The sequence below is a fragment of the Sorangium sp. So ce1036 genome (assembly GCF_051369805.1).
GTDB lineage: Bacteria > Myxococcota_A > Polyangia > Polyangiales > Polyangiaceae > Sorangium > Sorangium cellulosum_F.
Genome location: NZ_JBBMOX010000001.1, coordinates 4,253,481 through 4,277,851, shown reverse-complemented (window position 1 = coordinate 4,277,851; position 24,371 = coordinate 4,253,481). Strand labels below are relative to the sequence as shown.

Below are 24,371 nucleotides of genomic sequence, written 5' to 3'. Positions count from 1 at the left end.
GCGGGCTCAGGGCCAGGTCTCGATCACCGCGGAGATCCAGAGATCCGGATCGCGAAAGCCGGGATCCTGCTCGATGCTCACGAAGCGTCCGGTGTACGTCGCCGCGGGGGTGCCGCAGACCCGGTTCGCCGGAACGCCGTTGAGGAGCCTGCCCTGGACGTTGGTCGTCGCGTTCAACGAGCACACGCCGCTTCCGGGGACGCCGATCCGCCAGTCGGGCTCACGGTCGAGCAGGTTGTCCCTGAGCGCCACGATCTTGTCGCCTTCCACGGGGACGACGTCCACGCCGTGCGAGAGGTGGACGTCCACGGCCTCGCAGGTGTCCGCCGCCATGCCATGCCACTGGATGGCCCACCACGGCCTCGCTCCATAGTGGATCGAGAGCGCGAAGTAGGTCGCGTGGAACATGTTGGTCACGTCGTGGGCGACGTCCGACGCCTTGAAGGAGCGCTGGCAGGTGCTGTCGACGAGGCTCGCGTCGCGATGGGAGCCCGCCACGAGGAGGGTGCGGGAGCGCGTCTCCTTGAAGATGGTGACCGCCTGCATCTCCGTCGAGATGTCCGCGATCGGGTGCGCCGCGTGGTGGCTGAGCTCCCGCCTCGCGACCGGGTCCACGATGAAGGTGCCGAAACCGCGATCGACGATCCCATCGTTGTTGCCGTCGAGGACCTCCATGAGCACGCAGTACCTGCGGCCGCTGTCGGCGTCGCGAACGCGCCGGAGCCGCATGGACTGCCGCAGGCTGAACGGGAGCGCGAACTCGCACTGACCGCGCATCATGGCGCCAACGACGCTCCGCCAGTCGCTCATCTGCACCGAGCTCGGGGCGACGTAGATCCCTGAGTCTCTGGGGGGCATATGGTCACGTGCGCACGCCACGAGCTCCTCGAGGGTCGCGCGGGATATGCAGGTGAGCTCGGCGGCCATCGCCGCGCGAGGCGTCATCGGGACGAGGGCGACCAGGAGCAACAGGATCGATCGTTCGACATGCATGGCAATGACACCTCCAGATCGGGGCCTTGTGAGGTCGACCGGCGATCCCACGCGATGTCCTCTGCGCGCGCAGGCGCCTGGAGGGCGTCCTCCGGTGCCCGGGCCGCGTCCTGCGGGGCCGGGCGTGCCATGTCACACGTCCTTCAGGCGCGCGCTCGCTGACCGCTCGCTTTCGACGTCAACGCAATGATCGCCAAGCAACATCACGAATCGGCGACGGCGGGTGCAAAGCAGAGGCCGCCGAGAAGGCATGTGCGCTGTGCGTGCCGTTCGCGGTGACCGTGACCACCACATCGCAGCATCCCTCGATCCGATCGGCGACCGAGGCGCCGCCCTCCGCTCCCGCCCCGCGCCGCCCCGGGGCGGTCGGCGTCAGTCCACGATCTCCAGCGCCCCCTCGGCGGAGCGGAGCGCCCCCTCGATACCCTGTCGTCGCAGGACGCTTCGCCGCGGAGGTGGACGTTCCCGGCGGACGCCGGGCCGCCCGGGAGGCGGAAGGTGGTGGCCTAGTTTGGGCGCCCGATGCGTGGGGGACGACGCGCGCGTCGCCAGCGTGCCCCGCCGCGGGCGGGCGATGCGCTCCACGGGGCTCACACGGCCCGCGCGCGCGCGCTCGGACAGGCCGGGTCAGCAGGGGATACAGCCGGAGACGAGCACGTGGCCGATGTCGCCGCGCGCGAGATCGGCCATCGCGATGGCCTGATCCTCCAGCTTCGGAGGGGGCGGCACGCGCATCGTGAGCTGAGCCTGCCGCGCGCCCCCGTCCATGTCGCGCACGCCAGGGCTCCGCGGAGCGTCCTCCGGAGACGACGGGCCCGCCTGCTCTTCACGGACGACGAGATCGAGCCCCTCGGGCAGCTCGTAGCCACAGTGGATCTCGAGGAAGCGAGCGGGATCGCGCTTGAGCAGATCGAGCTTCGCCGGCTCGGCCCACGCGAGCGCGACGGCGCGCAGCCAGGCGAGCCTGAGCTGCTCCAGCGCGCTCGCGCTGATGCCTCGCTCGCGCGGAGACGCTTGCTCGCCGGGCGAGATTCCTGACGCGCGGTCGCCGCCGAGATCGAACGCCTGAGTCTGAGAATTCGTGGATTGACTGTTCGACATGGTCTCTCTCCATCTGGCGCGCGCGTCGGGTCGACCGTGCTCGCACCTCCGGGTGTCCGCCTTCCTTCACGAGGACAACGTAAGTCTCCCCCCTATGCCCGGTCAGGGCCCCTCCAGCGGTCCATGGCGCCGCGGGAGCGAGGCGGCCTACGCGGCGATCTCGCGGAGCAGCGCCCGCGCCTCGTCGATCTCGGGGATCTCGGCGTGCTCGGCGGGCCAGGAGCCGATCTCGTGGAGCAGCAGGCGGCCCTCCGGGCGCCGGTCCTGATCGAGCAGGAGGCGGCAGAGCGCGAGCGTCGAGCGCAGCTCGAGCAGCCGCGCGCCTTGCTCGCGCGTGAGCGCGATCGCCCGGCGGAGGCACGCCTCGGTCTCGGGCGCCGCGCGAGGATCGCGCGCCAGGATGGAGAGCGCCTTGAGACGGTAGAGCTCCGGGACATAGTACCTCTCGCCCGTCTCCTCCGCGAGCTTCAGGCAGCCGTCGAGCCGCGCGATCGCCGCCTCGTGGTCCCCTCGCTCGGCCTCGAGCTCCGCCACGAGCGACGGCCAGTAGGTCATCCAGGAGAGATCGCCCGAATCTCGGATCACGTCGATCTGACGCGACAGCTCCTCGACGTCTCCCTCCGCCCAGCGGCGCATGGCCCAGCAGAAATGCTTGAGCCAGAGCCGGTAACGCTCCGCCACATCGATCAGCGCGTTCGCCACCTCCGCGACCATCTCTCGCCTCCGGCAGTAGTGATAGATGCCGGACAGGCACATGAGCGCCCTCGCGAGGCTATGCGGATGATCCAGCTCACGCGCCCACGCCACGGCCGTATGCCCCAGCGCGAACGCCTGGTCCGGATACCCCATCAAGCAGAGCACCATCGACAGGCTCGTCTGGGCATAGACCCTCGAGTCCAGGCCGTACGCGAAGGCGTGCTCCCGGTGCCGCGCGGGATCATAGAGCGCGAGGCACCGCTCGTGGGCCTTCCGGGCCTCCGTGAACCTGCCCTCGGTGTAAAGACACTCCCCGAGCAGCGGCAGCGACCAGACGAGCTGGCCGACGTCCTGCGACCGCTCGGCCACCCCGACGAGCCGCCCCGCCAGGGCGCGCGCCTCACGGCGGTGATTCCGCACGTTGTGGTACATGACCATCGCCCACAGCGTCGCCGAGGTCAGCGGGCAGTCCCCGAGCTGCTCGCTCAGCTCCTCGCAGCGCTGGACCGCCGCCGTGAGCTCCGGGGCCATGTACCCCCGGCGGTCGAGCAGCGCCAGGATGAGCAGGTTGTTGAGGCGCATCTCGGTGATCGCGCGCTCCCGGGCGTCCTCGATGGACGCGAGCCAGCCCAGCGCGTGGGTGATGTGCTCGACGACCTCGATGTCGTCGGTGCTGCTGGCGGGGCGCTTCAGCGCGAGCTCGGCCGCGCGCTCCGCGTAGGGGATCGCCAGCCGCTTCTGCTCGGCCGCCGCGTGGTGGCGCGCGAGCAGATCCGGGCGGGTCTCGACGATCTCCGCGAAGCGCTCCTCGAGGGTCCTGGCGATGCGCGCGTGCACCCGCTGCCGCGTGCGCCGCGGCAGCGCCTCGTAGGCCGCGTCCCGGATGAGCGCGTGCTTGAACATGTATGTCGGGTTCATGGCGCGGCGCTTCCGGTGGATGAGATCCGCGGAGATCAGCCGCTCCACGTCCTTCTGCAGCGCGGCCTCGTCGAGCGTGCTCACCGCGCAGAGCACGTCGTGGCGGAACTCCCGCCCCAGCGCCGCCGCGAGCTGGGCCGTCGTCTTGGCCCTGCCGAGGTGATCGAGGCGGGCCATGAGCAGGCCCCGCAGCGTGGTGGGGATGGCGAGCTCCGAGAGCGACCCCGACAGCACGTAGCGGCCCTCCTCCTCGTGCAGGGCCCCCGAGTCGAGGACCATCCGGATCAGCTCCTCGACGAAGAGCGGCACGCCGTCGGTGCGGTCGACCACCTGCGTCAGCACCGGCTCGGGCAGCGCCCGGCCGCCGGTGATCTGCGCGGCGATCTGCTCGATGTACGAGCGGTCCAGGCGGCCGAGCTGGATCTGCAGCATGCCCGACGTCGGCCACGGCGGGGAGAACTCCGGCCGCGCGGTGAACAGCGCCATCATCCTGGCCGAGGGCACCTCGGCCACGAGCGAGCAGAGCCACTCGAGCGTCGTCGGATCGGCCCACTGCGCGTCCTCGACCAGGAACAGGACCGGCTGGTCCTCCGCCATCTCGAAGAGCAGCGAGAGCAGGAGGTTCAGCGTCATCTCCTTCTGCCGCTGCGGCGAGGCCGACGGCAGCGCGTAGCGCCCCTCGAGCGGGACGGAGAGCAGCGCCGCGAGCAGCGGCACCGCCGACGAGAGCGGGAAGCCGCGGCGGGCGAGGAGCGCCTCGAGCCTGTCGAGCCTGCTCCCGGGCGCGTCGCCGCGGTGGGGCTCCAGGAGCCGATCGAGCATGTCGATGATCGGGTGGAGCGCCGAGTGACGCAGATCGCCGAGGCAGTGGCACTCCAGGCAGGTGTGCGCCTCGCGGCGCAGCCTCCGGATGAGCTCCAGGGCGAGGCGGGACTTGCCGACGCCGGCCCCCCCCGTCACGAGGACGATCTGCCCGGTCCCCTGCCGCGACTGCCCCCACCGCTGGAGCAGCAGATCGACCTCCTGATCGCGGCCGAACAGCGGCGCCGTATCGTGCTCGGGGCCGCCGCGGTCCGCGGCCATGGGCGGGAGCTCCTCGCGCACGTGATAGACCCGGACCGGCCGGGAGGCCCCGTGGCGAGGCACCTGCACCCCCGTCTCGTCGCACGCGAACTGGCTGCGGAGGATGCGGTAGGTGTCCCCGCTCGCGGCGACGACGCCGGCGGGCGCGAGCGCGCAGAGCCGCGCGGCGAGCTGCGGCGTGCTCCCGAGGTGCTGGACGAACCTCTGCCCCTCGCGGGCGACCACGATCCCGGTGTGGACGCCGACGCGGACCTCGAGGGTGGCGCCCCGCTCCGCCTTCAGCCGGGCGCTCCGCGCGCGGATCGCGGCGGCGATCTCCAGCGCCGCGCGGGCGGCGTGCCGGGCGTCGTCCTCCTGCGCCGCCGGGTAGCCGAAGTGGAGCAGCAGCTGATCCCCGAGCGCTCCGGCGAAGGTCCCGCCGTGGCGGCGCGCGATCTCGGCGCAGATCTCCTGCGCCTCGCTGAAGAGCTCGTCGAGCTCCTCGACGTCGATCGCCGCGAGCCCTGGACCGCCGGCCGAGAGGGCGCAGCACACGGCGGTGAGCGGCCGCCGCTCCCCCTCGACCAGGCCCGCGGCCTCCGCGTCGACCTGGGCCCCGGGCTCCGGGACACGGACGGCCGCCGGGGACGGGAGCACGCCGGACGAGGGCGAAGGCGCCGCCTCCGTCGTGCCGACCCGGAAGCTCGCGCCCACCTGCGGCCGATCGAGCTCCGCCTGCGGCGTGGCGCCGAAGGTCCGCGGGCCCGGCGCCAGCCCGCCCCCGGAGCCCACGTCCGCTCGCTCGCGGCCGAGCGGCACGCCGGGCTCCGCGAGGTCGGCGCGGCTGAGCCCGGAGACGTCGCAGGCCTCGAGGTCGCGCAGGAGCCCGTCCGCCGTCACGACGCGCGCCGCGACGTCCTTGGCCGTCGACCGCCGCAGGATCGCGCCGAGCGGGTGCCCGAACAGCGCCCTCGGGACCGGGATGGGCTCGGGGCTCACCTGGCTGAGGAACACCTCCTCCAGCGATCGGCCGCTGACGGCGGGCTTGCCGGTGAGGCACTCGATGAACACGAGCCCCCAGGAATAGAGATCCGAGCGCGCCGTCAGGGGGAGCCCGCGGAGCTGCTCGGGCGCCGCGTACGCCGGCGTGCACAGGAGCTCGTTGCTGGCGGTGAGCTTCACCTCGTGCCCCTCGTGCGCGCCCGCCACGACCGCGCCGATGCCGAAATCGAGCACCAGCGCGTTCCGCCGGGCCCCGGTGGGGACGACCATGACGTTCGCGGGCTTGAGATCCCGGTGCACCACGCCCTGGGCGTGCGCGCAGCTCAGCGCGTCGAGCACCTGGAGCATCAGGTACCGGGTCTCCTGCGGATCGAGGACGCCCTCGTCGCTCAGGAGCTCGGCCAGGTTCTTCCCGGGAACGAACTCGAAGACGGCATAGAGCTGCCCTTCGTCCGTCTGTCCCGAGTCGAGGAGCCGGACGATGTTGGGGTGATGGAGCCGCGCGCAGAACCCCATCTCTCGACGGAAGCGCGCGTCGTACCGCGCGGCGTCGGCGGGGCTGCAGCCGCGGACCTGGTGCAGGACCTTGATGGCCACGGGCTGCCCGGTCGCGAGCTGCCGCCCCTTGTAGACCACGGCGAAGCCGCCCTGGCGCAGCACGGAGAGGACCTCGTAGCGGCCCTGGAACACGGCCCCCGGAGCGACGGCGTTGATGCTCATCGAACCTCCTCTGGTCGGCGCGACGGCCGCCGGCCGGCTCGAGCGGACGACCCCGCCTCGCAGCGCCGCCCTGCTCGCGCCCGGCCGCCTCGCCGCCCGCGATGCGCCCCGGCCAGCGCGAAGGAGCTGACGCGCGCGCGGCCGAATTCCCTCCCCATCGAGAGCTCATATAGTGCCGATGTGGCCGTCGTCGTCCGGTGTCCACACGACCGGAGCGCCGGGACAGGCGCCGATCGAGCGGGCGCCGTGCGCCGCGGCGCCCATGACGAGGCGAGCGCGCGGCCGCGAGCAGCCCCGCAAAGAGGCCGCGGGCGGCGCCCGATCCCGGCACCAAGGCGCGAAGGCGGGAGAAAAGATCAAGGTTCTCGATGCCTTCCCGATGTCATGGAACCTCCGACGCGCGACGCGCGAGCGCGCCGCGGCCGCACGACGATGGCGGCGCGCTCGATGGCGAGGGCGGAGATCGCGATCACGCCGCGGCGCTAGATCCGCCCGGCCCACCGCATCCCGCGCCCGAGGAGCGTGAACGCCTCGGACACCGCGAAGTCGCTCGGGCGGTGTCCGACGGAGACGTAGAACACGCGTCCCCGTCCGAAGTGGTGAGTCCAGGCCACGGGGCTCACCCCGCCGTCCTCGAAGGCCGTCGTGGCCAGCACGTGGGCCCTCGCGTCAACGTGCATGTAATATCGCTCGGTCCGGTACATCGTGAAGCTGGGTAGCCCACGCGTGATGGGGTGAGCGGGGTCGCGGATCTCGACATGATACGTCATGTTCTCGTCGCCCTGGAGCGCGACGAGCTGCCCACCCGTCACCCGCTTGTAGACCGAGCTCCCGCAGAACGCCCAGCACATGCCGTGGAAGCCGCCGATCCCGACGCCGGCGGCGACGGCCTCGGCGAGCCCGCGCTCCTGCGCGGCGGTCAGCTCGCCGAGCGTCCAGACAGGGACGATGAGCTGGTACCGCGAGAGGCGCGAAGGCTGGCTGAAGACATCGAGATCGTCGCTCGCGTCGACGGTGAACCCCCAGGCGGTCAGCCATTCGGACAGGATGTTCTTCCAGCGCTCGGGGTGGTGGACCTCCCACCCTCCCCAGTGGATGAGGCAACGCCCCAGGTCGCTGCGGCTCATGCGGGCTCGCTCGCGCGCTGCGCCCTCGACGGCGCCGGCGCGCTCCCGCGGGCCGCCGCGGCGGGGGCGCCCCAGGCGCCGGCGCCGAACGGCGAGGGCTCGACGATCGCGTCGGCCTCGATCATGCGGTCCAGCGGCGCCCGCGGGAGCGGGAGGCCCAGGGGGACGTCGAGGACGCGGCTCGCGAGATCGCGGCTCGCGTGGAAGCCGAGCGACAGCTTGCCGGGGACGAGCGTCCACAGGCGCGCGATGCCGTCCTCGCGGCCATGGTCGACGATCGCGCTCCGGGGCTCGATCCCCCACGCGTCGGCGCCGCCGCGATCGAGCTCCATCCTGCTGCACATGGTCGCCTGGCCGGTGTGATAGCCGATGAGCCCGTCCCGGAAATAGAACCTCATGCGCTCGACGAGCTCGAACATCTTGACGACGGGCACCGACCCGCGGTGATGGGGGAGGCCGAGCGGCTGGGCGCCGCCGTGGACCGAGGCGAGGAGGGCGCCGCCGGCGGTCGGGGCGATCACGGGGCCGCCGTGCTCCAGGGAGACGATGGATCGCTCGAGGCCGCTCGCCTTGAACGCCGCCACCATGTCGAACCGCGGCCTCAGGCTGTCGAGCAGCCTGAGCGAGCGCCGCTCCGCGAGCTCGCGGAGGCCGAGCCCCGCGCAGAGGACGACCTCGCCTGCGGTCACCTCGCCGCGCCCGGACAGCGCGACGCCGACGGCCTCGCCGCGCTCCACCAGGACGTCGTTCACCGCGGCGCGCGGGTGGACATCGACCCCGAGGTGCCAGCAGAGGCAGAGCAGCTCCGTGACGACACGGCGCGACGACATCGCGAGATCGTCGACCAGCGCGAACCGCAGATCGCGGCTCCGGTCGCGGCGGAACAGGCCCTCCAGCTCCTCGCCCGAGGCCCAGCGGAAGCGGCAGCCGAGCCGCTCCCACCCCGCGGCGTGCTGCGCGAGGCACGCTGCGCGGCCGAAGTAATACGCGCCGCGCGCGACGAGCGCGCCCGGGAAGGCCGCGGCGAACAGCTCGACCGCCTCGGCGCAGGCGGGCACGATCTCGGCGTGATCTCTCGCATGGAGGGCCCCCGAGTGGATCGTGCCATGGTTGCCAGCCGTCGACCGCGCCCCGATGAGGCCGCGCTCGAACACGGCGACCCGTTTTCCCGACATGGCGAGGCGCGCGGCCGTCATCAGCCCGGCGATCCCTGCCCCCACCACGATCACGTCGTAATCGCGAACCATGGAATGCCTCTTTCGATCACCGGCGCACGCACCGCCGGTCTCTCTCCCGATCGGCAGCCCAGCAGGCTTCGTGCCGTGGTCGCGCCCTGCGTCGAGCGGCCGTATTCGCGGCGGCGCTCCGGCGCGAGCCGAGGCGCGCTTGCGCTCTCGCGCAACCCTTTGCCCAACCACGCGCCTGACCGCAGCGCCGTCGCCCGTGGCGTCCGCCGCGACGGCCCGTGCAGCACAGCCTGCCTGATCCACACGGCGCAGATCGCCCGCTGCTAGCGTGGCGCGGTCGGGGCGTAGCCAAGCTTCTTGATCCCGAGCACCTTCAGCTTGTGCACCAGGGTCCGGAGCGGGATGTTGAGGGCGCGCGCCGCCTCCCGCTGATTCCACCCGGCCGCGCGGAGCGCCTCGACGAGGATCTGGGACTCGTACCGCTGCAGGCGCATCTTGAGATCGTCCGTCCCGTCCTGCGCCGCGGCGTCCGGGGCCGCGGCCTCCGGGGCGGCGGGCGTCGGCTCGTCGTCCGGCTCGGTCCGCTGCGCCGCCGCGACCTGGAGCGGGCGCCCGGCGCGGACCCGCTCGGGCAGGTCCTGCTCGACGATCCACTCGCCCTCGGCGATGACGACGGCGCGCTCGATCGCGTTGCGCAGCTCGCGGGCGTTGCCCGGCCACGCATAGGCCCGGAGCAGCTCGAGCGCCCCCGGCTCGATGCCGCGGATGGACCGGCCGTTCGCCCTGTTCGCCTGGTGCAGGAAGCGGAGCGCGAGCGGCTCGATCTCCTCGGGGCGCGCCCGGAGCGGCGGGATCGTCAGCGTCATCGCGTTCAGCCGGTAGAGCAGGTCGAGGCGGAAGCCGCCGGACGCGCACAGCGCCTCGACGTCGCGGTGGGTCGCCGCGATGATGCGCACGTCGACCTCGATCTCCCGGCTCGATCCCACGCGCGTGATGCGCCTCGTCTCCAGCACGCGCAGCAGCGCGGCCTGCGCCGGGAGCGGCAGCTCCGCCACCTCGTCGAGGAAGACCGTCCCCCCGTCCGCCACCTCGAAGACGCCCCGCTGCTGCTGGCTCGCGCCGGTGAACGAGCCCCGCTCGTGGCCGAACAGCGTGCTCTCGACGAGCTGCTGGGGGATCGCCCCGCAGTTGACGCACACCATCGGCCGCCCCTGCCGGGCGCCCCGCTCGTGGATCGCCCGCGCCAGGACCTCCTTGCCCGTGCCCGTCTCGCCCAGGAGGAGCACCGGGATCGGCGAGCGCGAGACCCGCGCGACCATCTGCAGGATGTGGCGCATCTCCGGGCTGACCGCGACCGGCTCGCCCCCCTTCTCGGGGAGCCCTGCGTCCTCGCCCAGCGTCCAGGTCCCGGCGGGCGCCGACCGCACCGCGTTGTCGAGCGTCGCGCCGCGGGCGGCGCTCCAGCTCAGCTCCAGCAGCTTCTCCGGATCGCTCGCCGTGTCGGGGAAGGTCGCGACGCCCGCGAGCATCGGGATCTCCTCGTCGCCTGACGGCGCGGTGATCGCGCGCGCGAGCGCGGTGGCCACGTCCGGGCGCGCCTCGGTGAGCAGGATCGCCAGGGTATCCGGGCTGTACAGCGCGACGCGGTCGACGGGCCGGAGCAGCGCCCGGACGCGCGCGACGAAGCGGCTCACGTGCGCGCCGGCGCCGCGCGCGGGGCGGACCATCAGGACGGCGAAGCTCCGGCCGAAGTAGTGCGCTCGCCTCACCTCCTCTTCGAGGATCACGCGAAACCGCTCGTGGGTGAGGAGGACGTCCGAGGCGCTCTCCTCGGGCGTGAGCACGCGGACCGAGACCAGCACGCTGCCGAGCATCACCGAGTCGCCGGACCGGATCTCCGCGCGCTCGACCCGGGCGCCGCCGACCCAGGTGCCGTTGGTCGACTGCAGATCCTCGACCGTGATCACGCCGCCGGACGCCGTGAAGCGGGCGTGCTCACGCGACAGGCTGGTGTCCTGGATCCGCACCTGGGACGGCGGCGCGCGGCCGATCACGACAGGTGTGTTCGGGCGCAGGACGACGCGCTCCGAGCCGTCGCGGTGATAGATGAGCAGCGAGATGCATTGCTCGGCGGGTCGAACACGCCGGATCGCGTCGATGAAGCTGCCTGGCAGGAGCACGGTTGTCGTGCTGGTGCCGCCGTCACGAGGTAATTCCACGTCACGTCCCCCGGACGACCATGCCACACGGCGGAGCCGCGATCCAACGCCTGCACAGGGCGGTATGCTCCGGCGACTCCGCGCCTGACCCTGGCCGCGCGGCCCGCTGTCGGCGAGGCGCGGCGGAGGGGAGCACGGCAGAGCCGCGCCGGTCGCCGGCGCCGGAGCGAGGCGAGCGCGCGCGCCCGAGCGCGCGAGATGGCCTGACGGAGGGGGCGAGTCTTCCGGGCGCGTCGACGACTCAGGCTGCTCGCTCCTCTCGGGGGCAGCCCGCCGCCTTCATCTGACGCCGACGCGGCTCGGACTCTGGCTCAGGAGATCGGACCCTGGCTCAGGGGAAGGCGTGCTCGAGCTCCTTCACGCCGGCCGCGGGGGGGCGCTCCTCGATCTCTCCCGCGCCCCCTGCGCTCGCGCGCGCGGCGCCGGCTCGCTGCGTCACCGCCACCACGGGGACAGGGCTCGTTCGAATGACCGTCTCCGCCACGCTCCCGAGCAGCATGCGCGAGATGCCGCGGCGCCCGTGCGTCCCCATCACCACCATGTACGGCCGGACGCCCTCGATCGCGCGGACGATCTGCTCGGCCGGATCGCCCTCGCGCAGCAGGCAGCGCAGCCCGCCGTGCGTCTTCGCATACGCGTCGAGCGCCCGCTGCGCGGTGGCGGAGATCTCCTCGATGCTCTCCGGCGGAAGCACGATGTTCACCCCCGCATAGCTGTAGCGAGGCAGCGTGTAGACGTGCATCAGCACGACCTCCGCCCCGAGCGGGGCAGCGAGCTCCAGCGCGAGCTGCACGGCCGAGGCCGAGCCCTCGCCGAGATCAACCGGTACCAGGATCATCTTCGCGACGTTGTCCATTGCCCTGCTCCCATCGTTGCGGGCCGCTCCCGCCTCGACATGTCTCAACATGCCTCAACATGTCTCGATTTGCTTCAACATGCCTCAACATGCCTCTGCCTGACGGGTGCCACTGCATGGCGGATGCCACCGCGCTGGCCGCGGATCCGCGCGCCCGCGCGGCGGACGAGCACGCGTGTCCTGCGGGCGAGCGCAAACGCTGCGTGCTCCCCCACCGCGGGCGCGGCGCCCGCACGCTCTCACACATTCGGACAGAAAAGGGCCCCGGCGCGCGCCCAGTGGGACAGAGGCGCCCTTCGTCGCCACATCACTCCATCACCCCCTGGATCCCTGGAGCTCACGGCCCGTCGCTTTCCGGGGCGCAGAGGTTCAGGTAAATCGCACTTTGCCGTACGCTGGAAGTGATGAATTCCGTCAAGAGGTCGCTCCCCCCGGGGCCGCTCGTCACGGACGAGGACATCCGGGAAGAGCTCCAGCGCCTGTTCGACGCCGGCCCCGACTCGGGGCTCGTCATCCGGGTCTACGGGGAGCCGGGCGAGGGGGTGGCCACGGCGGACGCGTTCCGCGAGATGCTCGCGTCGCTGCGGATGTACGAGGGCAAGCAAGACCATCAGCCCCTCGAGATCCTCGTCGACACGCCGGGGAAGGCGCAGATCGCGCGGGCGCTGTCCGTCCTCGGGCACGAGCAGCACCAGAAGCGGATCCTCGATCACATCCTGACCACGTTCGGGCGCCGCCTCATCGATCCGCTCGCCGAGATCCTCGACACGACGCCGACCGGCTCGGTGATGGCGCGCCTCAGCATGCTGCGGGACATCTTCCTCGCGCACATCGCCGATCTGCGGATGACGCCGGAGTCGCAGCAGATCCTGACGAGCGACGTGCGCAGGCTCATGACCGACGAGTACCTGGCGAGGGTGGCGGAGAACGAGGAGCGCGTGCAGCGCCCGCGGGTGGCGAAGCTCGCGCAGCAGATCCTGCGGCTCGTCGGCTCGACGTTCCACCGGGCCCTCAAGCGGTGGCCCGCGCACGCCGAGCAGATCGCGTCGTCCATCGTGCGGCGCAGCCCGAAGAGGGTCCGGCTGAGCGAGGTGCCGAAGCTCCTGCGCGGCCAGATCATCGACGGCATCGAGGAGTTCCTCTGGATCGAGACGAGCGCGGACATCGAGGGCGCGCTGCGCCCGATGCTCGCGGAGCACCAGGACGTGATGCCCGTGACCCAGGCGAGGCTCGACCGCGCGACGTACCGCGAGTTCGCCGACGCCTGCTGGGCGATCATCGCCGAGCACTGCTGACGCCGCGCCGCGCGGATCGCCGGCGCGCGCCCGCCCGCTTCACCAGCCGCGCGCCCGGTCACCGCCCTCACCGCCCCCACCGCGTGTCCCGGTCGATCGAACCCCGGCGCGGCGTTCCCCGTCTGGGCGGCGCCTCCGGCGCGCCGCGTCGGGAATGATTTCCGTCATCCGCTGTTGTAAGGGGCCGCTGGCGCCTGGACCGCCGCGCTGCGCGGCATCCGATTCCGCCGGCGCGAGAGCTTCTTCCCTTCGCGGAGGGGTGCACGGCCGTGATCGAAATCAGCGAACTCTACAAGTACTATGGCGACCGGAAGGCGATCGGTCCCCTGTCGTTTTCCATCGAGACGGGAGAGATCGTCGGCCTGCTCGGCCTGAACGGGGCGGGCAAGACGACGACCCTGCGGATCCTCGCCTGCGACCTCCTCCCGTCCGCGGGTCGAGTGCTCGTGGACGGGCTGGACGTCGTGGACAACCCGCACGAGGTGCGGGCCCGCATCGGGTACCTCCCCGATCGGCCGCCGCTCTACGACGAGATGAGCGTGCGCGCCTTCCTCCACTTCGCGGCGCGCCTGCGCGGCGTCGACGCCGGGTCGGCGGACAAGCGGGTGGCCGAGGCGCTCGCGGTCACGCAGCTCGAGGACGTCGCCGCGGATCCCATCAGCTCGCTGTCGCACGGCTTCAAGCAGCGCGTGGGCATCGCCCAGGCGATCGTGCACAAGCCGCGGCTGCTCGTCCTCGACGAGCCGATCAGCGGCCTCGACCCGGTGCAGATCGTCGAGATGCGCGCCCTGCTCCGGAGCCTGCGCGGCGAGCACACCATCCTGCTCTCGAGCCACATCCTCTCCGAGATCAGCGAGACGTGCGACCGCATCCTCGTGATCCGGGACGGCGAGATCGGCGCGCAGGGCACCGAGCAGGAGCTCTCCGCGAAGCTCCTCCACGGCGTCCGCGTCGAGCTCACGGTGCGCGGGCTCGCGGCCGAGGGCGCGGGCTACCGCGCGGCGCGCGGCGAGGCGGCGCGGGCGCTCGAGATCGCGCGCGAGGTCGAGGGGGTCACGTCCGTCGAGCAGCTCGCCACGGCCGAGCCGGGGAGCGACGTCGTGAGCTTCGCGGTCGAGGCCGACCGCGACGTGCGGGCGGCGCTGTGCGCCGAGCTCGTTCAGGCGGGGATCGGCATCCTCGAGGTGAAGCGGAGCGAGCGCGAGCTCGAGTCGGTGTTCCTGCGGCTCGCGACGCGCGCGACGAAGGACAGGCCCGCCGGCGCCGACAGGGCGAAGGCCGGCGGCGAGGCGCAGAGGGCCCCGGCTGGGGACCGGGGAGAAGAAGGCGAGGGCGAAGCATGAGAGGGACACTGCTCGTCGCGCGGCGGGAGCTGACCGCGTACCTGAGATCACCGCTCGGGTACGTCGTCGCCGCCGCCGCGCTGCTCATCGACGGCATCTACTTCCAGGTCGCGGCGCTCGGCGCGGGCGCGCGGCTGTCCGCGGAGGTGCTGCTCAAGTTCCTGGACGGCACCGCGTTCATCATGATGGTCGCGGCGCTCATCCTGTCGATGCGGCTCGTCGCGGGCGAGCGCGAGAGCGGGACGCTCATCCTGCTCAAGACGGCGCCCGTGCGCGACGGGGAGATCATCGCCGGCAAGTTCCTCGCCGCGCTCGCGCTCATCGGCATGATGACGGCGCTCACCGTGTACATGCCGATGCTCATCTTCGTGAACGGCAAGGTGTCGGTCGGGCACATCCTGGTCGGCTACGCCGGCGTGCTGCTGCTCGGCGCCGCGTCGCTGGCGATCGGGCTCTTCGCCTCGACGCTCGCGGCGAGCCAGGTCATCGCCGCCATCCTCGGGGCGGCGATCATCGGGACGCTCGGCTTCCTGTTCCTCGTCGCCCGCGTGACCGAGCCGCCGCTCAACGACTTCGTGAGCGCGCTCAACCTCTACCCGCTCAACCAGAAGCCGTTCCTGACCGGCGTGCTCCGCCTGGAGAACGTCCTGTACTACGTCGCGGTCGCGTACTTCTTCCTGCTCGCCGCGACGCACACCCTGAGGGCCCGGAGGTGGCGGTGAACGACAGCAGAGCTCAGGCCGGCGAGGCCGAGATCAGCGGCAAGGACGAGGGCGCCGCGAGGCGGTCGCCCGAGCCTCCGCCGGACGCAGACAAGCAGGCCCCCCCGGCGGCGCCGCGCGAGGCGCCGGCGCTCCGCGCCGGGGGCTGGATGGTGCCGGCGTACGCGGGCGCGCTCCTGCTCCTCTTCCTGGGCGAGCGCGTGGTCCCCACGATCGAGTGGGCCCGCTACGGCCTGTCGGGGCTCGGGGTCGCGACCCTGATCCTCGTCACCGCGCTGCGGTTCGCGACCGCCCTGCGCGAGACGGGCGAGCGCCGCGCGGTCGAGCGCGCGCTCGCGATCCTGTCGGCGCTCGGCGTGGTCGCGGTCGCGGCCTACTTCAGCACGACCGACGCGGGCCGGGCGCTGCTCGGCGTCGCGAAGGCCGCGCCCGACGTGCGCGCGCGCGTCGAGTCGGCCACGACGGTCGGCTGGATCGCGCTGCTCGTGATCGCCACGGTGCCGCTCTTCTTCGGCGAGGCGGCGCTCGCGCCGATGCGGCGCGCCGAGCGCATCGAGGGCCGGCGGGTGCGCGCCGCGACGCTCTCGGGCGTGACGCTGGCGTTCGCGGCGGTGTACTCGGCGCTCTTCGTGTACGGCGCGAGCCAGCTCGATCTCAAGGCGGACTTCTCGTACTACCGCACGGCCCGCCCGGGCGACTCGACCAAGCGCGTCGCCGAGAGCCTGACCGAGCCGCTCAAGATCACCGCCTTCTTCCCGCAGCTCAACGAGGTGGGCGCCGAGGTGGAGGGCTACCTCCGCGAGGTGCAGGCGGCGTCGCCGCAGATCACGGTGGAGATGCACGACCGCCTGCTCGTCCCCGCGCTCGCCAAGGAGGCGAAGGTCACGCAGGACGGCGTCATCGTGCTCTCGCGTGACACGTCGCGCGAGACGCTCATCGTCGGCTCGGACATCAAGACGGCGGGCGCCAAGCTGAAGAGCCTCGACGCCGACTTCCAGAAGGCGCTGCTCAAGGTGGTCCGGTCGCGGCGGATCGCCTACCTGACGGTGGGGCACGGCGAGATGAACGAGGCGGCCGGCGCGGCGGCGGCCGACGGGCGGACGGCCAGGAACCTGCGCAAGCTGCTCGAGTCGCAGAACTACCTGGTCAAGGACCTCGGGCTCGCCCAGGGGCTCGGCAGCGAGATCCCGGCGGACGCGTACGTCGTCGTCGTGCTCGGCCCCCAGAAGGCGTTCCTGCCGGAGGAGGTCGCCGCGCTCAAGAAGTACGCGGACGGCGGCGGCCACCTCCTGCTCGCGCTCGATCCGGACGCCAAGGTCGATCTGGATCCGCTCGCCGGCGTCGTCGGCCTCACGTGGAAGCCCGAGATCCTGCTGAACGATCGGGTCTACGTGCGCCGGCGCTACAACGAGTCCGACCAGGCGATGCTGGTCACCACGCGGTACTCCTCGCACGCCTCGGTCTCGACGCTGAGCCGCCACGCGCAGCAGGCCCCGACGATCTTCCCCGGCGCCTCGTCGCTCGACAAGCAGGGCGGCGGCGACCTGAAGATCGACTTCGTCGTCCGGTCGCTCGGCGAGACGTTCGCCGACGTCGACGGGAACTTCAAATTCGACGCGCAGAGCGAGAAGCGGAGCGCCTACAACCTCGCCGCCGCGGTCTCGAAGGAGCTCGCGCCCGCCGAGGAGGGCAAGGAGAAGAAGGAGCTGCGCGCGTTCGTCGTCGCCGACGCCGACGTGTTCAGCGACCCGGCGTTCCGGAACGAGCCCAACATCGTGCTCGCGCTCGACGCGTTCCGGTGGCTCGGCGGCGAGGAGAGCTTCGCCGGGGAGATCACGACGAACGAGGACGTCCGGATCGAGCACACGAAGGAGAAGGACCAGGTCTGGTTCTGGGCCACGATCCTCGTGGCGCCGGCCATGGTGCTGGGGCTCGGGCTCTTCATCACGCGCCGCGGGCGGCGCGCGAGCGGGAGGCGCTCATGAGGTTGGATCGCAGCTTTTTCGTGCACCTCGGCCTGCTCTTCGCCGCGGCGTTGTTCGCGGTGCTCGTCTGGACGCGCGACAAGACGGCGTCCGCGCTCGCGGTCGCGGACGTGACCGTCTGGGCCGGCCGCGCCGACGACGTCGAGCGCGTCACGTTCGAGGCCGAGTCGAAGACCGTCGTCCTCGAGGCCAGGAAGGACAAGGAGGGGCGCTACTTCGTGGGCACCGCGGAGCGCCGGAAGAAGCCCCCGGCCGACAAGCCGAAGGACGACGTGCACGGCCACGGGGCCGCGCACGAGCACGACGCCCCGCCCGCGGAGCCGGAGACGACGGTCAAGACGTTCGTCTCGGTGAGCGGCGGCAACAAGCTCGCCGAGGCGCTGGCCCCGCTGAAGGCCCTGCGCGCGATCGGCCGCATCGCGGACGACCGGGCCGCCGAGTTCGGGCTCGACGAGCCGGAGGGGACGCTCACCGTCAAGCTCCGCGGTGCCGAGCGCAAGCTGGTCATCGGCGGCCCCACGCCGGGCGGCGCGGATCGCTACGCGCGCGACGAGAGCTCGGGCGAGGTGTACGCCATCAAGGGCGACATCTACCGCGATCTCGACACCGCGGACGGGCGGCTCATGGAGCGGGAGCTGCACGAGTGGAAGGACGTCGACCTCACCCGGGCGCGCGTCATCGTCGGGGACAAGCGCCGCGAGATCGTGCGCGGCGGCGACGAGGGCAAGAAATTCTGGGCCGACCCGGCGACCCCGGATCAGAACGACGAGACCGTCGCCAACTGGATGACCAAGCTCGACCGGCTCCGCCCTACGGAGTACGTGGCCGCGCCCCCCGAGCAGAGGGAGGTCGTGGTGCGGGTCGAGTACGCCGGCAGCTCCGGCGACATCGGCTTCGTCGATCTGGTGAAGGGGTCCCCTGGATCGAGCGGCAAACCCGACTACTTCCTGGTCACGGAGCGCACCCGCCTCCACGGCAAGGTGTCCGCGAGCCTCGCGGAGCAGGTCGAGCAGGACGTGGGCGCCGTCGTCAAGTAGCCGCCGCGTCCGCCGCACGCCGGAGCGGCCCGCCCGGGCGCCCGGCGTGCGTCCCGCGGCCCTGCGCCGCGCCCCGGGGCGCAAGCCGTACCCCCGAGATCGCTCTTTACTTGCAGTACCGGGTCCGGTGCTGCAACGCTCGTGCGCAATGTTCCTTCGACGATGGCCTCCCCTGGCGCTGAGCGCTGCGGCGGCGCTCGCCGCGGCGTGCAGCGCGCCGCCTCCACCCCAACCCGTCACGCCGGCGCCGGTCGCGACGCCGACGCCTCCTCCTCCCCCGGCCCCTCCTCCGCCGAAGCCTTGCGAGGCGCTCGACGAGCAGTGCCAGGCGGAGGACTCGACCCGGGCGAAGATCGCCGGGAGCACGCTCATCATCACGCCAGCGAAGGGCTGGACCTACGCCCAGGGAGAGCGCGCCACGCTCGCGCAGGCCGCGGACGACGGTCCGGCGCTCGCGACGGCGCAGGTCGACGTGGGCGAGGGCAAGCAGGCGGCCGAGAAGCGCGACGCCGCGCTCGCCGCGCTGGCGCAGGAGCTCAACGTCACGCTGCCCAAGAAGAAGGTGAACTGGAAGCGGCCGGACGACACCAAGGAGATCGCCGGCAGGAAGCTCGGCCTGTGGCAGCGGGAGGGCGCGATGCGCGGGGAGAGGAAGGGCCCGCTGCTCATCTTCTCCGACGCCGGAAGGGATGGGGAGATCGTGCTCGGGCTCGGCTTCGTGCCGGACGACGACGACTCCGGCGCCGACGCGACGATCCTGCAGTCGATCGAGTCGATCTCGGTCGCGGAGGAGTGATCTCGTGACGGCACCGAACGTCGCGCCGGGCAGCGTCATCGCCGGGAGGTTCTCCGTCCGCGCGCTCCTCGGGTACGGGGGCGCGACGGCCACCTTCCGCGCGGTGACGGCGCAAGCGCGCGACGTCGCCCTCAAGCTCTACTCGCCCCTCATCGGTCAGCGCCCGGACGCGATGCAGCACCTGCAGCGGTACGTGGCCGAGACGAACAGGCTGCCGCAAGACCTCGTCGCGCACGTCCTCGAGGCGGGCTACGACCCGGCGACCGCCGCGCCCTTCACGGTGACGGACATGCTCCTCATCCCGTCGCTCGCTGAGCTCGCGCAGCGGCGGCCGCTGAGCTTCGAGGAGGTCGGCGCCATGCTCCGCTCGCTCGCGGCGGTGCTCGACGCGGCCCACGCCCGCGATGTGCCGCACCACGGCCTCAAGCCGACGAACCTCTTCATCGACCCGAGCGCTCCGGGCAACGTGAAGGTCGCGGATTTCGGGCCGGCGCTGGCGCGGAGCCTGCTGCCGACGCAGGAGGGCTACGTCCTCGCCGCGCCCTGGCTCGCGCCTGAACAGCTTCAACCGGGCGCGCGGGCCGGCGCTGCCGCCGACATCTTCTCCGCAGCGTTGCTCGCCTTCTTCGCGCTGACGGGCCGCTCGTACTGGCGTTCCTGCCAGGGCCAGGTGGACGTGGCCTCCTGGCAGCGCGAGCTCATGGCGCCGCGCCTCCCCGCGTCGACGCGCGCGGCGGAGCTCGGCATTCCGCTGAGCCCGGCGCTGGACACCGCGTTCGCGCGCGCGCTCGCGCACGATCCGCGCGAGCGTTTCCGCACCGCGAGCGAGCTCGCGGCCGCGCTCAGCGGCTTCGCGGCGGCCGCGATCGAGGTGGGCGCGACGCTCGCCCTGTCCCCCTCGGTGAGCGAGGCGGTCGCGCCCCCGCCGCCGACATCGACGGTCGCCGTCGCCGCCGCCGGCGTGCACGCCCCGCGGCCGCCGAGCGAGGCCGCGCAGCCGTCGCCCTCGCCGCAGCCGTCGCCCTCGCCGCAGCCGGCTGCAGACGTACACGCCGCGGCGGTGCCCCCGGCCCAGAGCCCGGCGGCATTCGTCCGGGCCGCCGTCTCGGCCGTCAATCCCGTCGGCACCTCGCCGCGATCGCCCTGGGGCAAGGCGGCGTCCCTGACGGTGGGCATCGCTGCGGCCCTGCTCGTCGCGGGCACCGCCGCCGCGTGGTTCGCCCTGGACCGCGGGGACGCTGAGCCGCCGAGCCCCAGCGCCTCGGCCAGCAGCGCCGCCGTGGCCCCGTCGCCGTCCGCCGATCCGCCGGCGCCTGCCGCTGCCGGCAGCGCGCAGGCGGTGGATCCTCCGGCCCCGAGCGCCGCCGCGAGCGCGGTCGAGCCCCCGATCGACGCAGGCGCCGCGGCCGACGCGGGCGCGCCGGTCGACGCGCCGGTCACGATCACCTGCAAGCCGGTCTCCTGCGAGGAGATCGCGATCGACGGCAAGGTGGTCGAGGACCCGGCGGCGGAGCTCCGGCTCACCCCGGGGCTGCACCGGGTGAGCGTGAAGCGCTCCGGCTACTACCCGCAGAGCAAGGGCGTCACGGTGAAGGCCGGCACGCCGGTCGTTCAGGAGTTCGAGCTCACCGCGATCCCCCCCGCGCCGGCCCGGCCTGCGGGGCAGGCCACGAACAAGCCTTGCGGCAAGTTCCTCAAGCGCTGCAAGTAGCCTCGGCGCGCGCTCACGCGCGAGGATGCGCGCGCCGGTACGCGGCGCGCACGTGATCGTCCGCGAGGTGCGTGTAGATCTCGGTCGTCACGACGTTGGCATGGCCGAGGAGCGCCTGGACGCTCCGGAGATCGGCGCCTCCTTCGAGCAGGTGCGTCGCGAACGAGTGGCGCAGCTTGTGCGGCGAGCTCGGCTTGCCGATGCCCACGGCGCGCGCGTACCCCCCGAGGAGCTTCCACACCGCCTGCCGGGTGAGCGCTCCGCCGCGCGGGGAGAGGAACAGCACCTGCGTCGCCGCGCTGCGCGGGTGCGTGCCGCGCACCTCCAGGTACGCGTCGATGGCGGCGAGCGCCGGCTCGCCGAGCGGCACGAGCCGCCGCTTCCCGCCCTTGCCGAGCGCCACCACGATCCCCTTGCGTCGCTCGATGTCCGCGACCCTGAGCCGCACCACCTCGCTCACGCGCAGGCCGGCTGCGTACATCACGTGGAGCATCGCGCGATCGCGCAGCCCCTTGAACGTCCCCTGCTCGGGCGCCTCGAGCAGGAGCGCGATCTCGTCGAACGAGAGCACCTTGGGCAGCCGCCGCCCGACCCGGGGCCGCTCGATCAGCGCGCACGGGTCCCGCTCGATGCGGCGCTCGCGGAGCAGGAAGCGGATGAACCCCCGGACCGCGGAGAGGTGGCGGGCCGCCGAGCTGGCGCTCATCCCCGCCTCCCCCAGGGCGACCAGGTAGGTGCCGATCAGCGCTTGATCCAGGCCCTCGACCGTCGTGATCCCGGCCGCCTCCGCGTGCGCGACGAGCCGTGCGAGGTCGTGGCCGTACGCCTCGAGCGTCAGGGGCGAGAGCGCCCGCTCGACGCGGAGGTGATCCAGGAACGCGTCCACCCAGGTCGCGAGATCCACGCCCCACGCTACAGCGAAACCGCCGGAGCGCGCCAGAAAGCCGGACCCGGGCGGGCGCACCCTGGACGTCCGGACACCCTGGACAGCGAACCAGCCTCATCCATTTCTTGCGATCCGGAAACTGGCCGTCCCCGTTCCAGCCGGGCGCGGAATGCGTCAGAGTGTGGCGGTGGTGTCACCCTTCGAGGTCGTCGAGCCCCGCGGAGCGGAAAGCCCGGTCCTCGTCGAAGTACCGCATGCGGGCGTCCACATGGATCCCGAGTCGCTGTCCTGGACCGTCGCGCCGGCCCGTAGCATCGGGCGCGACGCGGATCTGTACGTGGACGCGCTCTTCCAGGACGCGCCGAGCGAGGGAGCGACGCTCCTGTTCTCGCGGATGAGCCGCCTGGTCATCGATCTCAACCGGAGCGAGGCCGACTGCGACGGCGACGCGGTCGAGGGCGGAGGCCGGGCGCCGTGTCCGAGGGGGCTCATCTGGCGCCTGACGACGGACGGCGAGCCCGTCCTCGCCGCTCGCCTCCCGAGGCGCGAGGTGGAGCGCCGGCTCGATCGCTTCTACCGGCCTTACCACCGCAGCCTGAGCGCCATCCTCGCCCGAAAACGCGAGCGCTTCGGCTTCGCGATCCTCCTCTGCGCCCACTCGATGCCGAGCCAGAGCCGCCGCGGCCACGCGGAAGGCGCCGTCGGCCGCGCCGACATCGTCCCGGGGACCCGTGGGCGGACGACCGCCGCCGGCACGGTGATCGACCTGGTCGACCAGCATGCGCGGGCCTCTGGCTTCTCCGTGCGGCATGACGACCCCTATAAGGGGGGATTCAGCACCGCCCATTACGGGCAACCGCACCGTGCCGTCCACGCCGTGCAGATCGAGATTGCACGCAGGCTGTACATGGATGAGCAATCCCTTGGCATGGATGGGCAAGGATTCACCGCCGTGCGAGACTTCGGGCGCACCCTGGTCGCGCGGCTCACCTCGGCCGAGCTGCTCGGTCAGCTCCGCCGCAACCCCCTCGACGCCCGTGAGATCTGATCCGGCTCCATCGATGGAAAAGCCTTACGGAGAGGCGAACCGCGACCGCCCCCCAGCAAGTCGCCGCACGACCGCCGGACGGGACCGGGCCACGCCGACCGAGCCCGACGGAAGCGGCGTGGCCGGTAGCTCGGCCGGCGGTTCCCCGGGCGAGCCCCCTCCTGCGGCATCGGGCGGGGCCGTGCCGGCCGAGCCCCCTCCTGCGGCATCGGGCGGGGCCGAGCCGGCCGAGCAACACGCCGGCTCGAGCCCGGTCGTCACGGCCGAAGAGATGCCCCCGAGCGCACCGCGCGAGAAGCTCACCAAGCCGTTGCTCGCGTCCGAGGCGCTCATGGAGGACCTGGCGCCGATCCGGCCAGGGCAGGATGCGGCCCGCATCTGGTGCGCTGCTGTGGGCGCGGGCTTCCTGATCCTGGGCGGCCTGTCGATCGCAGGGCTCCGTCCGGACGGCGTGATCGCGGGGCCTCCCGCGTTCGTTCTGGGCCTCGTCGCCCTGTTCGCCGCGCTGACGTCGGTGAGCTACCGACAGCGGGCCATCGCGATGGTGGTGCTGGGGGCGATCGCGACCCTCCTCGGCTTGAGGAGCTCCGGGGCTGTCAGCGACATCGGCTGGGGAGCGGCCCGGGCCGTGGCGGCGACGGCGCTCCCGGCGGCGCTCGTCTTCCGGTCCCGCTACCGGGCCTATACCGGCGCGCGCTGGCTGCTCGTCGCCGCTTTCCTCGTTTCGCTCCCGTCGTTCGGGGAGGCCGTCGCCCGGCTCGCGTTGCTCGATCCGCACCTGGGCCAGCTCGGCGCCCTGATGGTGGTCGTGGCCGTGCTGTCCAGCCTCACGGGCTTCATGGGGGCGGAGACGACGGGCGCCGGGGCGTTCCTCGCCGTCGCGGTGGTGCTTGCCTTCACGGCCGATCTGATCATCGGCGGGCTCGCCCAGCTCGGTCACTTCTCGACCTTGGACGTCGCGAGCGTGCTCGTCGGGGCGCTGGCGTTCGCGGCGACGGCCGCCATCACGAGCGTCGGTCTGTTTCAGATCCTGGCCTGGCGCCTGGCCGCCGACGCGCGCCGCATCAATCTCCACTCGCCCCCGAGCGACAAGGACACCCCGGACCGGCGGCCTCCGTCGGGCGGCGAGTGGCTGACCTAGCACCGAGCGTCGAATTTCCGGCGTGCCGAGGCACATGACCCCCGGTGGACGCTTGACATGTCCCCCGGCTTCCTTCACTTTCCCGCGCTCCCGGGCCCCTGCTCCCCCGCGCAGGCCTTGTGCTCGGCCAATCTTGTCGATCAGGGTCGGGGCACCGACCGCGGTCCCCTTCCAACCGAGGACGTCATGGCGAAGAGCGACATCACTGGGAAGCGGAAGCTTCTGGCGCAGAATGTCTCCCACTCCAACATCAAGACGAAGCGCTGGCAGCTCGTGAACATCCAGACCCGGCGCGTCTGGGTCCCCGAGCTCAACCGCTTCGTGAAGCTCAACCTCACGACGCGCGATATCCGGACGATCGACAAGATCGGCGTCCTCGCGTACGCGAAGCGTCACGGCGTCGCGCTGTAGCAGCGCATCGCGCCGGCGCTGCGTCCGGATCCCGAGGCCGCCGCTCCACGGCGGGCTGCGTGTGGCGCAGCCCTGTCATCTCGGGGCCTAACCCCTCCCCCACCCCGGCATGCGA

At 72.5% G+C, this 24,371-nt stretch carries 18 protein-coding genes; 10 read left to right on the top strand and 8 right to left on the bottom strand.

The window, feature by feature from the left end:
• Positions 1 to 6 precede the first annotated feature (6 nt).
• The 7 genes from WMF31_RS16275 to WMF31_RS16245 all read right to left on the bottom strand — a co-directional run bounded on the left by WMF31_RS16275 (position 7) and on the right by WMF31_RS16245 (position 11,881).
• Positions 7 to 993: a hypothetical protein gene (locus WMF31_RS16275; protein WP_436602820.1), complete on the bottom strand. Its 987-nt coding sequence runs from the start codon at positions 991 to 993 to the stop codon at positions 7 to 9.
• Between the two features lie 627 nt (positions 994 to 1,620).
• Positions 1,621 to 2,094 carry a BMA_0021/BMA_0022 family TOMM bacteriocin gene (locus WMF31_RS16270; RefSeq protein ID WP_436602819.1) on the bottom strand — a complete coding sequence of 158 codons (474 nt, stop codon included), beginning with the start codon at positions 2,092 to 2,094 and terminating at the stop codon, positions 1,621 to 1,623.
• A gap of 147 nt (positions 2,095 to 2,241) precedes the next feature.
• Positions 2,242 to 6,492, bottom strand: coding sequence for a TOMM system kinase/cyclase fusion protein (locus tag WMF31_RS16265; RefSeq protein WP_436602818.1), 4,251 nt, complete (start codon positions 6,490 to 6,492; stop codon positions 2,242 to 2,244).
• A 482-nt stretch (positions 6,493 to 6,974) separates the two neighbouring features.
• The gene (locus tag WMF31_RS16260; RefSeq protein ID WP_436602817.1) at positions 6,975 to 7,619 is read right to left on the bottom strand and encodes a ThuA domain-containing protein; all 645 of its coding nucleotides are present in this window, start codon (positions 7,617 to 7,619) and stop codon (positions 6,975 to 6,977) included.
• A complete protein-coding gene (locus tag WMF31_RS16255; protein WP_436602816.1) occupies positions 7,616 to 8,866 on the bottom strand; it encodes an NAD(P)/FAD-dependent oxidoreductase in 1,251 nt (416 codons plus the stop codon). The genes WMF31_RS16260 and WMF31_RS16255 overlap by 4 nt, the downstream gene beginning before the upstream one ends.
• 263 nt (positions 8,867 to 9,129) lie before the next feature.
• Positions 9,130 to 11,025 (bottom strand): sigma 54-interacting transcriptional regulator, encoded by a 1,896-nt coding sequence (locus tag WMF31_RS16250; protein ID WP_436602815.1) that lies wholly within the window; start codon positions 11,023 to 11,025, stop codon positions 9,130 to 9,132.
• A 331-nt stretch (positions 11,026 to 11,356) separates the two neighbouring features.
• Positions 11,357 to 11,881 carry a universal stress protein gene (locus tag WMF31_RS16245; protein WP_436602814.1) on the bottom strand — a complete coding sequence of 175 codons (525 nt, stop codon included), beginning with the start codon at positions 11,879 to 11,881 and terminating at the stop codon, positions 11,357 to 11,359.
• Positions 11,882 to 12,285: 404 nt separating this feature from the next.
• Between WMF31_RS16245 and WMF31_RS16240 the strand changes: the two genes are divergently transcribed.
• The 7 genes from WMF31_RS16240 to WMF31_RS16210 all read left to right on the top strand — a co-directional run bounded on the left by WMF31_RS16240 (position 12,286) and on the right by WMF31_RS16210 (position 20,770).
• Entirely contained in the window at positions 12,286 to 13,176 is an 891-nt protein-coding gene (locus WMF31_RS16240) for a hypothetical protein (protein ID WP_436602813.1), read from the top strand.
• A 269-nt stretch (positions 13,177 to 13,445) separates the two neighbouring features.
• The gene (locus WMF31_RS16235) at positions 13,446 to 14,519 is read left to right on the top strand and encodes an ABC transporter ATP-binding protein (protein ID WP_436602812.1); all 1,074 of its coding nucleotides are present in this window, start codon (positions 13,446 to 13,448) and stop codon (positions 14,517 to 14,519) included.
• Complete coding sequence (locus WMF31_RS16230; RefSeq protein WP_436602811.1) at positions 14,516 to 15,241, top strand: ABC transporter permease; 726 nt, start codon at positions 14,516 to 14,518, stop codon at positions 15,239 to 15,241. Before WMF31_RS16235 ends, WMF31_RS16230 begins: the two co-directional genes overlap by 4 nt.
• Positions 15,238 to 17,226, top strand: a complete 1,989-nt coding sequence (locus WMF31_RS16225) for a Gldg family protein (RefSeq protein WP_436602810.1) — start codon at positions 15,238 to 15,240, stop codon at positions 17,224 to 17,226. Before WMF31_RS16230 ends, WMF31_RS16225 begins: the two co-directional genes overlap by 4 nt.
• A complete protein-coding gene (locus tag WMF31_RS16220) occupies positions 17,223 to 18,263 on the top strand; it encodes a DUF4340 domain-containing protein (RefSeq protein ID WP_436602809.1) in 1,041 nt (346 codons plus the stop codon). Before WMF31_RS16225 ends, WMF31_RS16220 begins: the two co-directional genes overlap by 4 nt.
• Before the next feature lie 148 nt (positions 18,264 to 18,411).
• Positions 18,412 to 19,059 (top strand): hypothetical protein, encoded by a 648-nt coding sequence (locus WMF31_RS16215; RefSeq protein WP_436602808.1) that lies wholly within the window; start codon positions 18,412 to 18,414, stop codon positions 19,057 to 19,059.
• 4 nt (positions 19,060 to 19,063) lie between these two features.
• Positions 19,064 to 20,770, top strand: a complete 1,707-nt coding sequence (locus WMF31_RS16210; protein WP_436602807.1) for a protein kinase domain-containing protein — start codon at positions 19,064 to 19,066, stop codon at positions 20,768 to 20,770.
• 13 nt (positions 20,771 to 20,783) lie between these two features.
• Here WMF31_RS16210 and xerD read toward each other — a convergent pair whose 3' ends face one another.
• Positions 20,784 to 21,674 (bottom strand): site-specific tyrosine recombinase XerD, encoded by an 891-nt coding sequence (xerD, locus tag WMF31_RS16205; protein WP_436602806.1) that lies wholly within the window; start codon positions 21,672 to 21,674, stop codon positions 20,784 to 20,786.
• A gap of 151 nt (positions 21,675 to 21,825) precedes the next feature.
• Between xerD and WMF31_RS16200 the strand changes: the two genes are divergently transcribed.
• From WMF31_RS16200 to rpmB, 3 genes are all read left to right on the top strand, one after another.
• On the top strand, positions 21,826 to 22,704 hold the full coding sequence (locus WMF31_RS16200; protein ID WP_436602805.1) for an N-formylglutamate amidohydrolase: 879 nt from the start codon (positions 21,826 to 21,828) through the stop codon (positions 22,702 to 22,704).
• A 271-nt stretch (positions 22,705 to 22,975) separates the two neighbouring features.
• Positions 22,976 to 23,845 carry a hypothetical protein gene (locus WMF31_RS16195; protein WP_436602804.1) on the top strand — a complete coding sequence of 290 codons (870 nt, stop codon included), beginning with the start codon at positions 22,976 to 22,978 and terminating at the stop codon, positions 23,843 to 23,845.
• A gap of 186 nt (positions 23,846 to 24,031) precedes the next feature.
• Entirely contained in the window at positions 24,032 to 24,256 is a 225-nt protein-coding gene (gene rpmB, locus WMF31_RS16190; RefSeq protein WP_129348959.1) for a 50S ribosomal protein L28, read from the top strand.
• Positions 24,257 to 24,371: the final 115 nt, after the last annotated feature.

Bases quoted from the DNA above. Each gene is read 5' to 3' on its own strand.
- WMF31_RS16275 (WP_436602820.1), bottom strand. From the start codon at position 993: ATGCATGTCGAACGATCGATCCTGTTGCTCCTGGTCGCCCTCGTCCCG.
- WMF31_RS16270 (WP_436602819.1), bottom strand. From the start codon at position 2,094: ATGTCGAACAGTCAATCCACGAATTCTCAGACTCAGGCGTTCGATCTC.
- WMF31_RS16265 (WP_436602818.1), bottom strand. From the start codon at position 6,492: ATGAGCATCAACGCCGTCGCTCCGGGGGCCGTGTTCCAGGGCCGCTAC.
- WMF31_RS16260 (WP_436602817.1), bottom strand. From the start codon at position 7,619: ATGAGCCGCAGCGACCTGGGGCGTTGCCTCATCCACTGGGGAGGGTGG.
- WMF31_RS16255 (WP_436602816.1), bottom strand. From the start codon at position 8,866: ATGGTTCGCGATTACGACGTGATCGTGGTGGGGGCAGGGATCGCCGGG.
- WMF31_RS16245 (WP_436602814.1), bottom strand. From the start codon at position 11,881: ATGGACAACGTCGCGAAGATGATCCTGGTACCGGTTGATCTCGGCGAG.
- WMF31_RS16240 (WP_436602813.1), top strand. From the start codon at position 12,286: ATGAATTCCGTCAAGAGGTCGCTCCCCCCGGGGCCGCTCGTCACGGAC.
- WMF31_RS16230 (WP_436602811.1), top strand. From the start codon at position 14,516: ATGAGAGGGACACTGCTCGTCGCGCGGCGGGAGCTGACCGCGTACCTG.
- WMF31_RS16220 (WP_436602809.1), top strand. From the start codon at position 17,223: ATGAGGTTGGATCGCAGCTTTTTCGTGCACCTCGGCCTGCTCTTCGCC.
- WMF31_RS16215 (WP_436602808.1), top strand. From the start codon at position 18,412: ATGTTCCTTCGACGATGGCCTCCCCTGGCGCTGAGCGCTGCGGCGGCG.
- WMF31_RS16200 (WP_436602805.1), top strand. From the start codon at position 21,826: ATGCGTCAGAGTGTGGCGGTGGTGTCACCCTTCGAGGTCGTCGAGCCC.
- WMF31_RS16195 (WP_436602804.1), top strand. From the start codon at position 22,976: ATGCCCCCGAGCGCACCGCGCGAGAAGCTCACCAAGCCGTTGCTCGCG.
- rpmB (WP_129348959.1), top strand. From the start codon at position 24,032: ATGGCGAAGAGCGACATCACTGGGAAGCGGAAGCTTCTGGCGCAGAAT.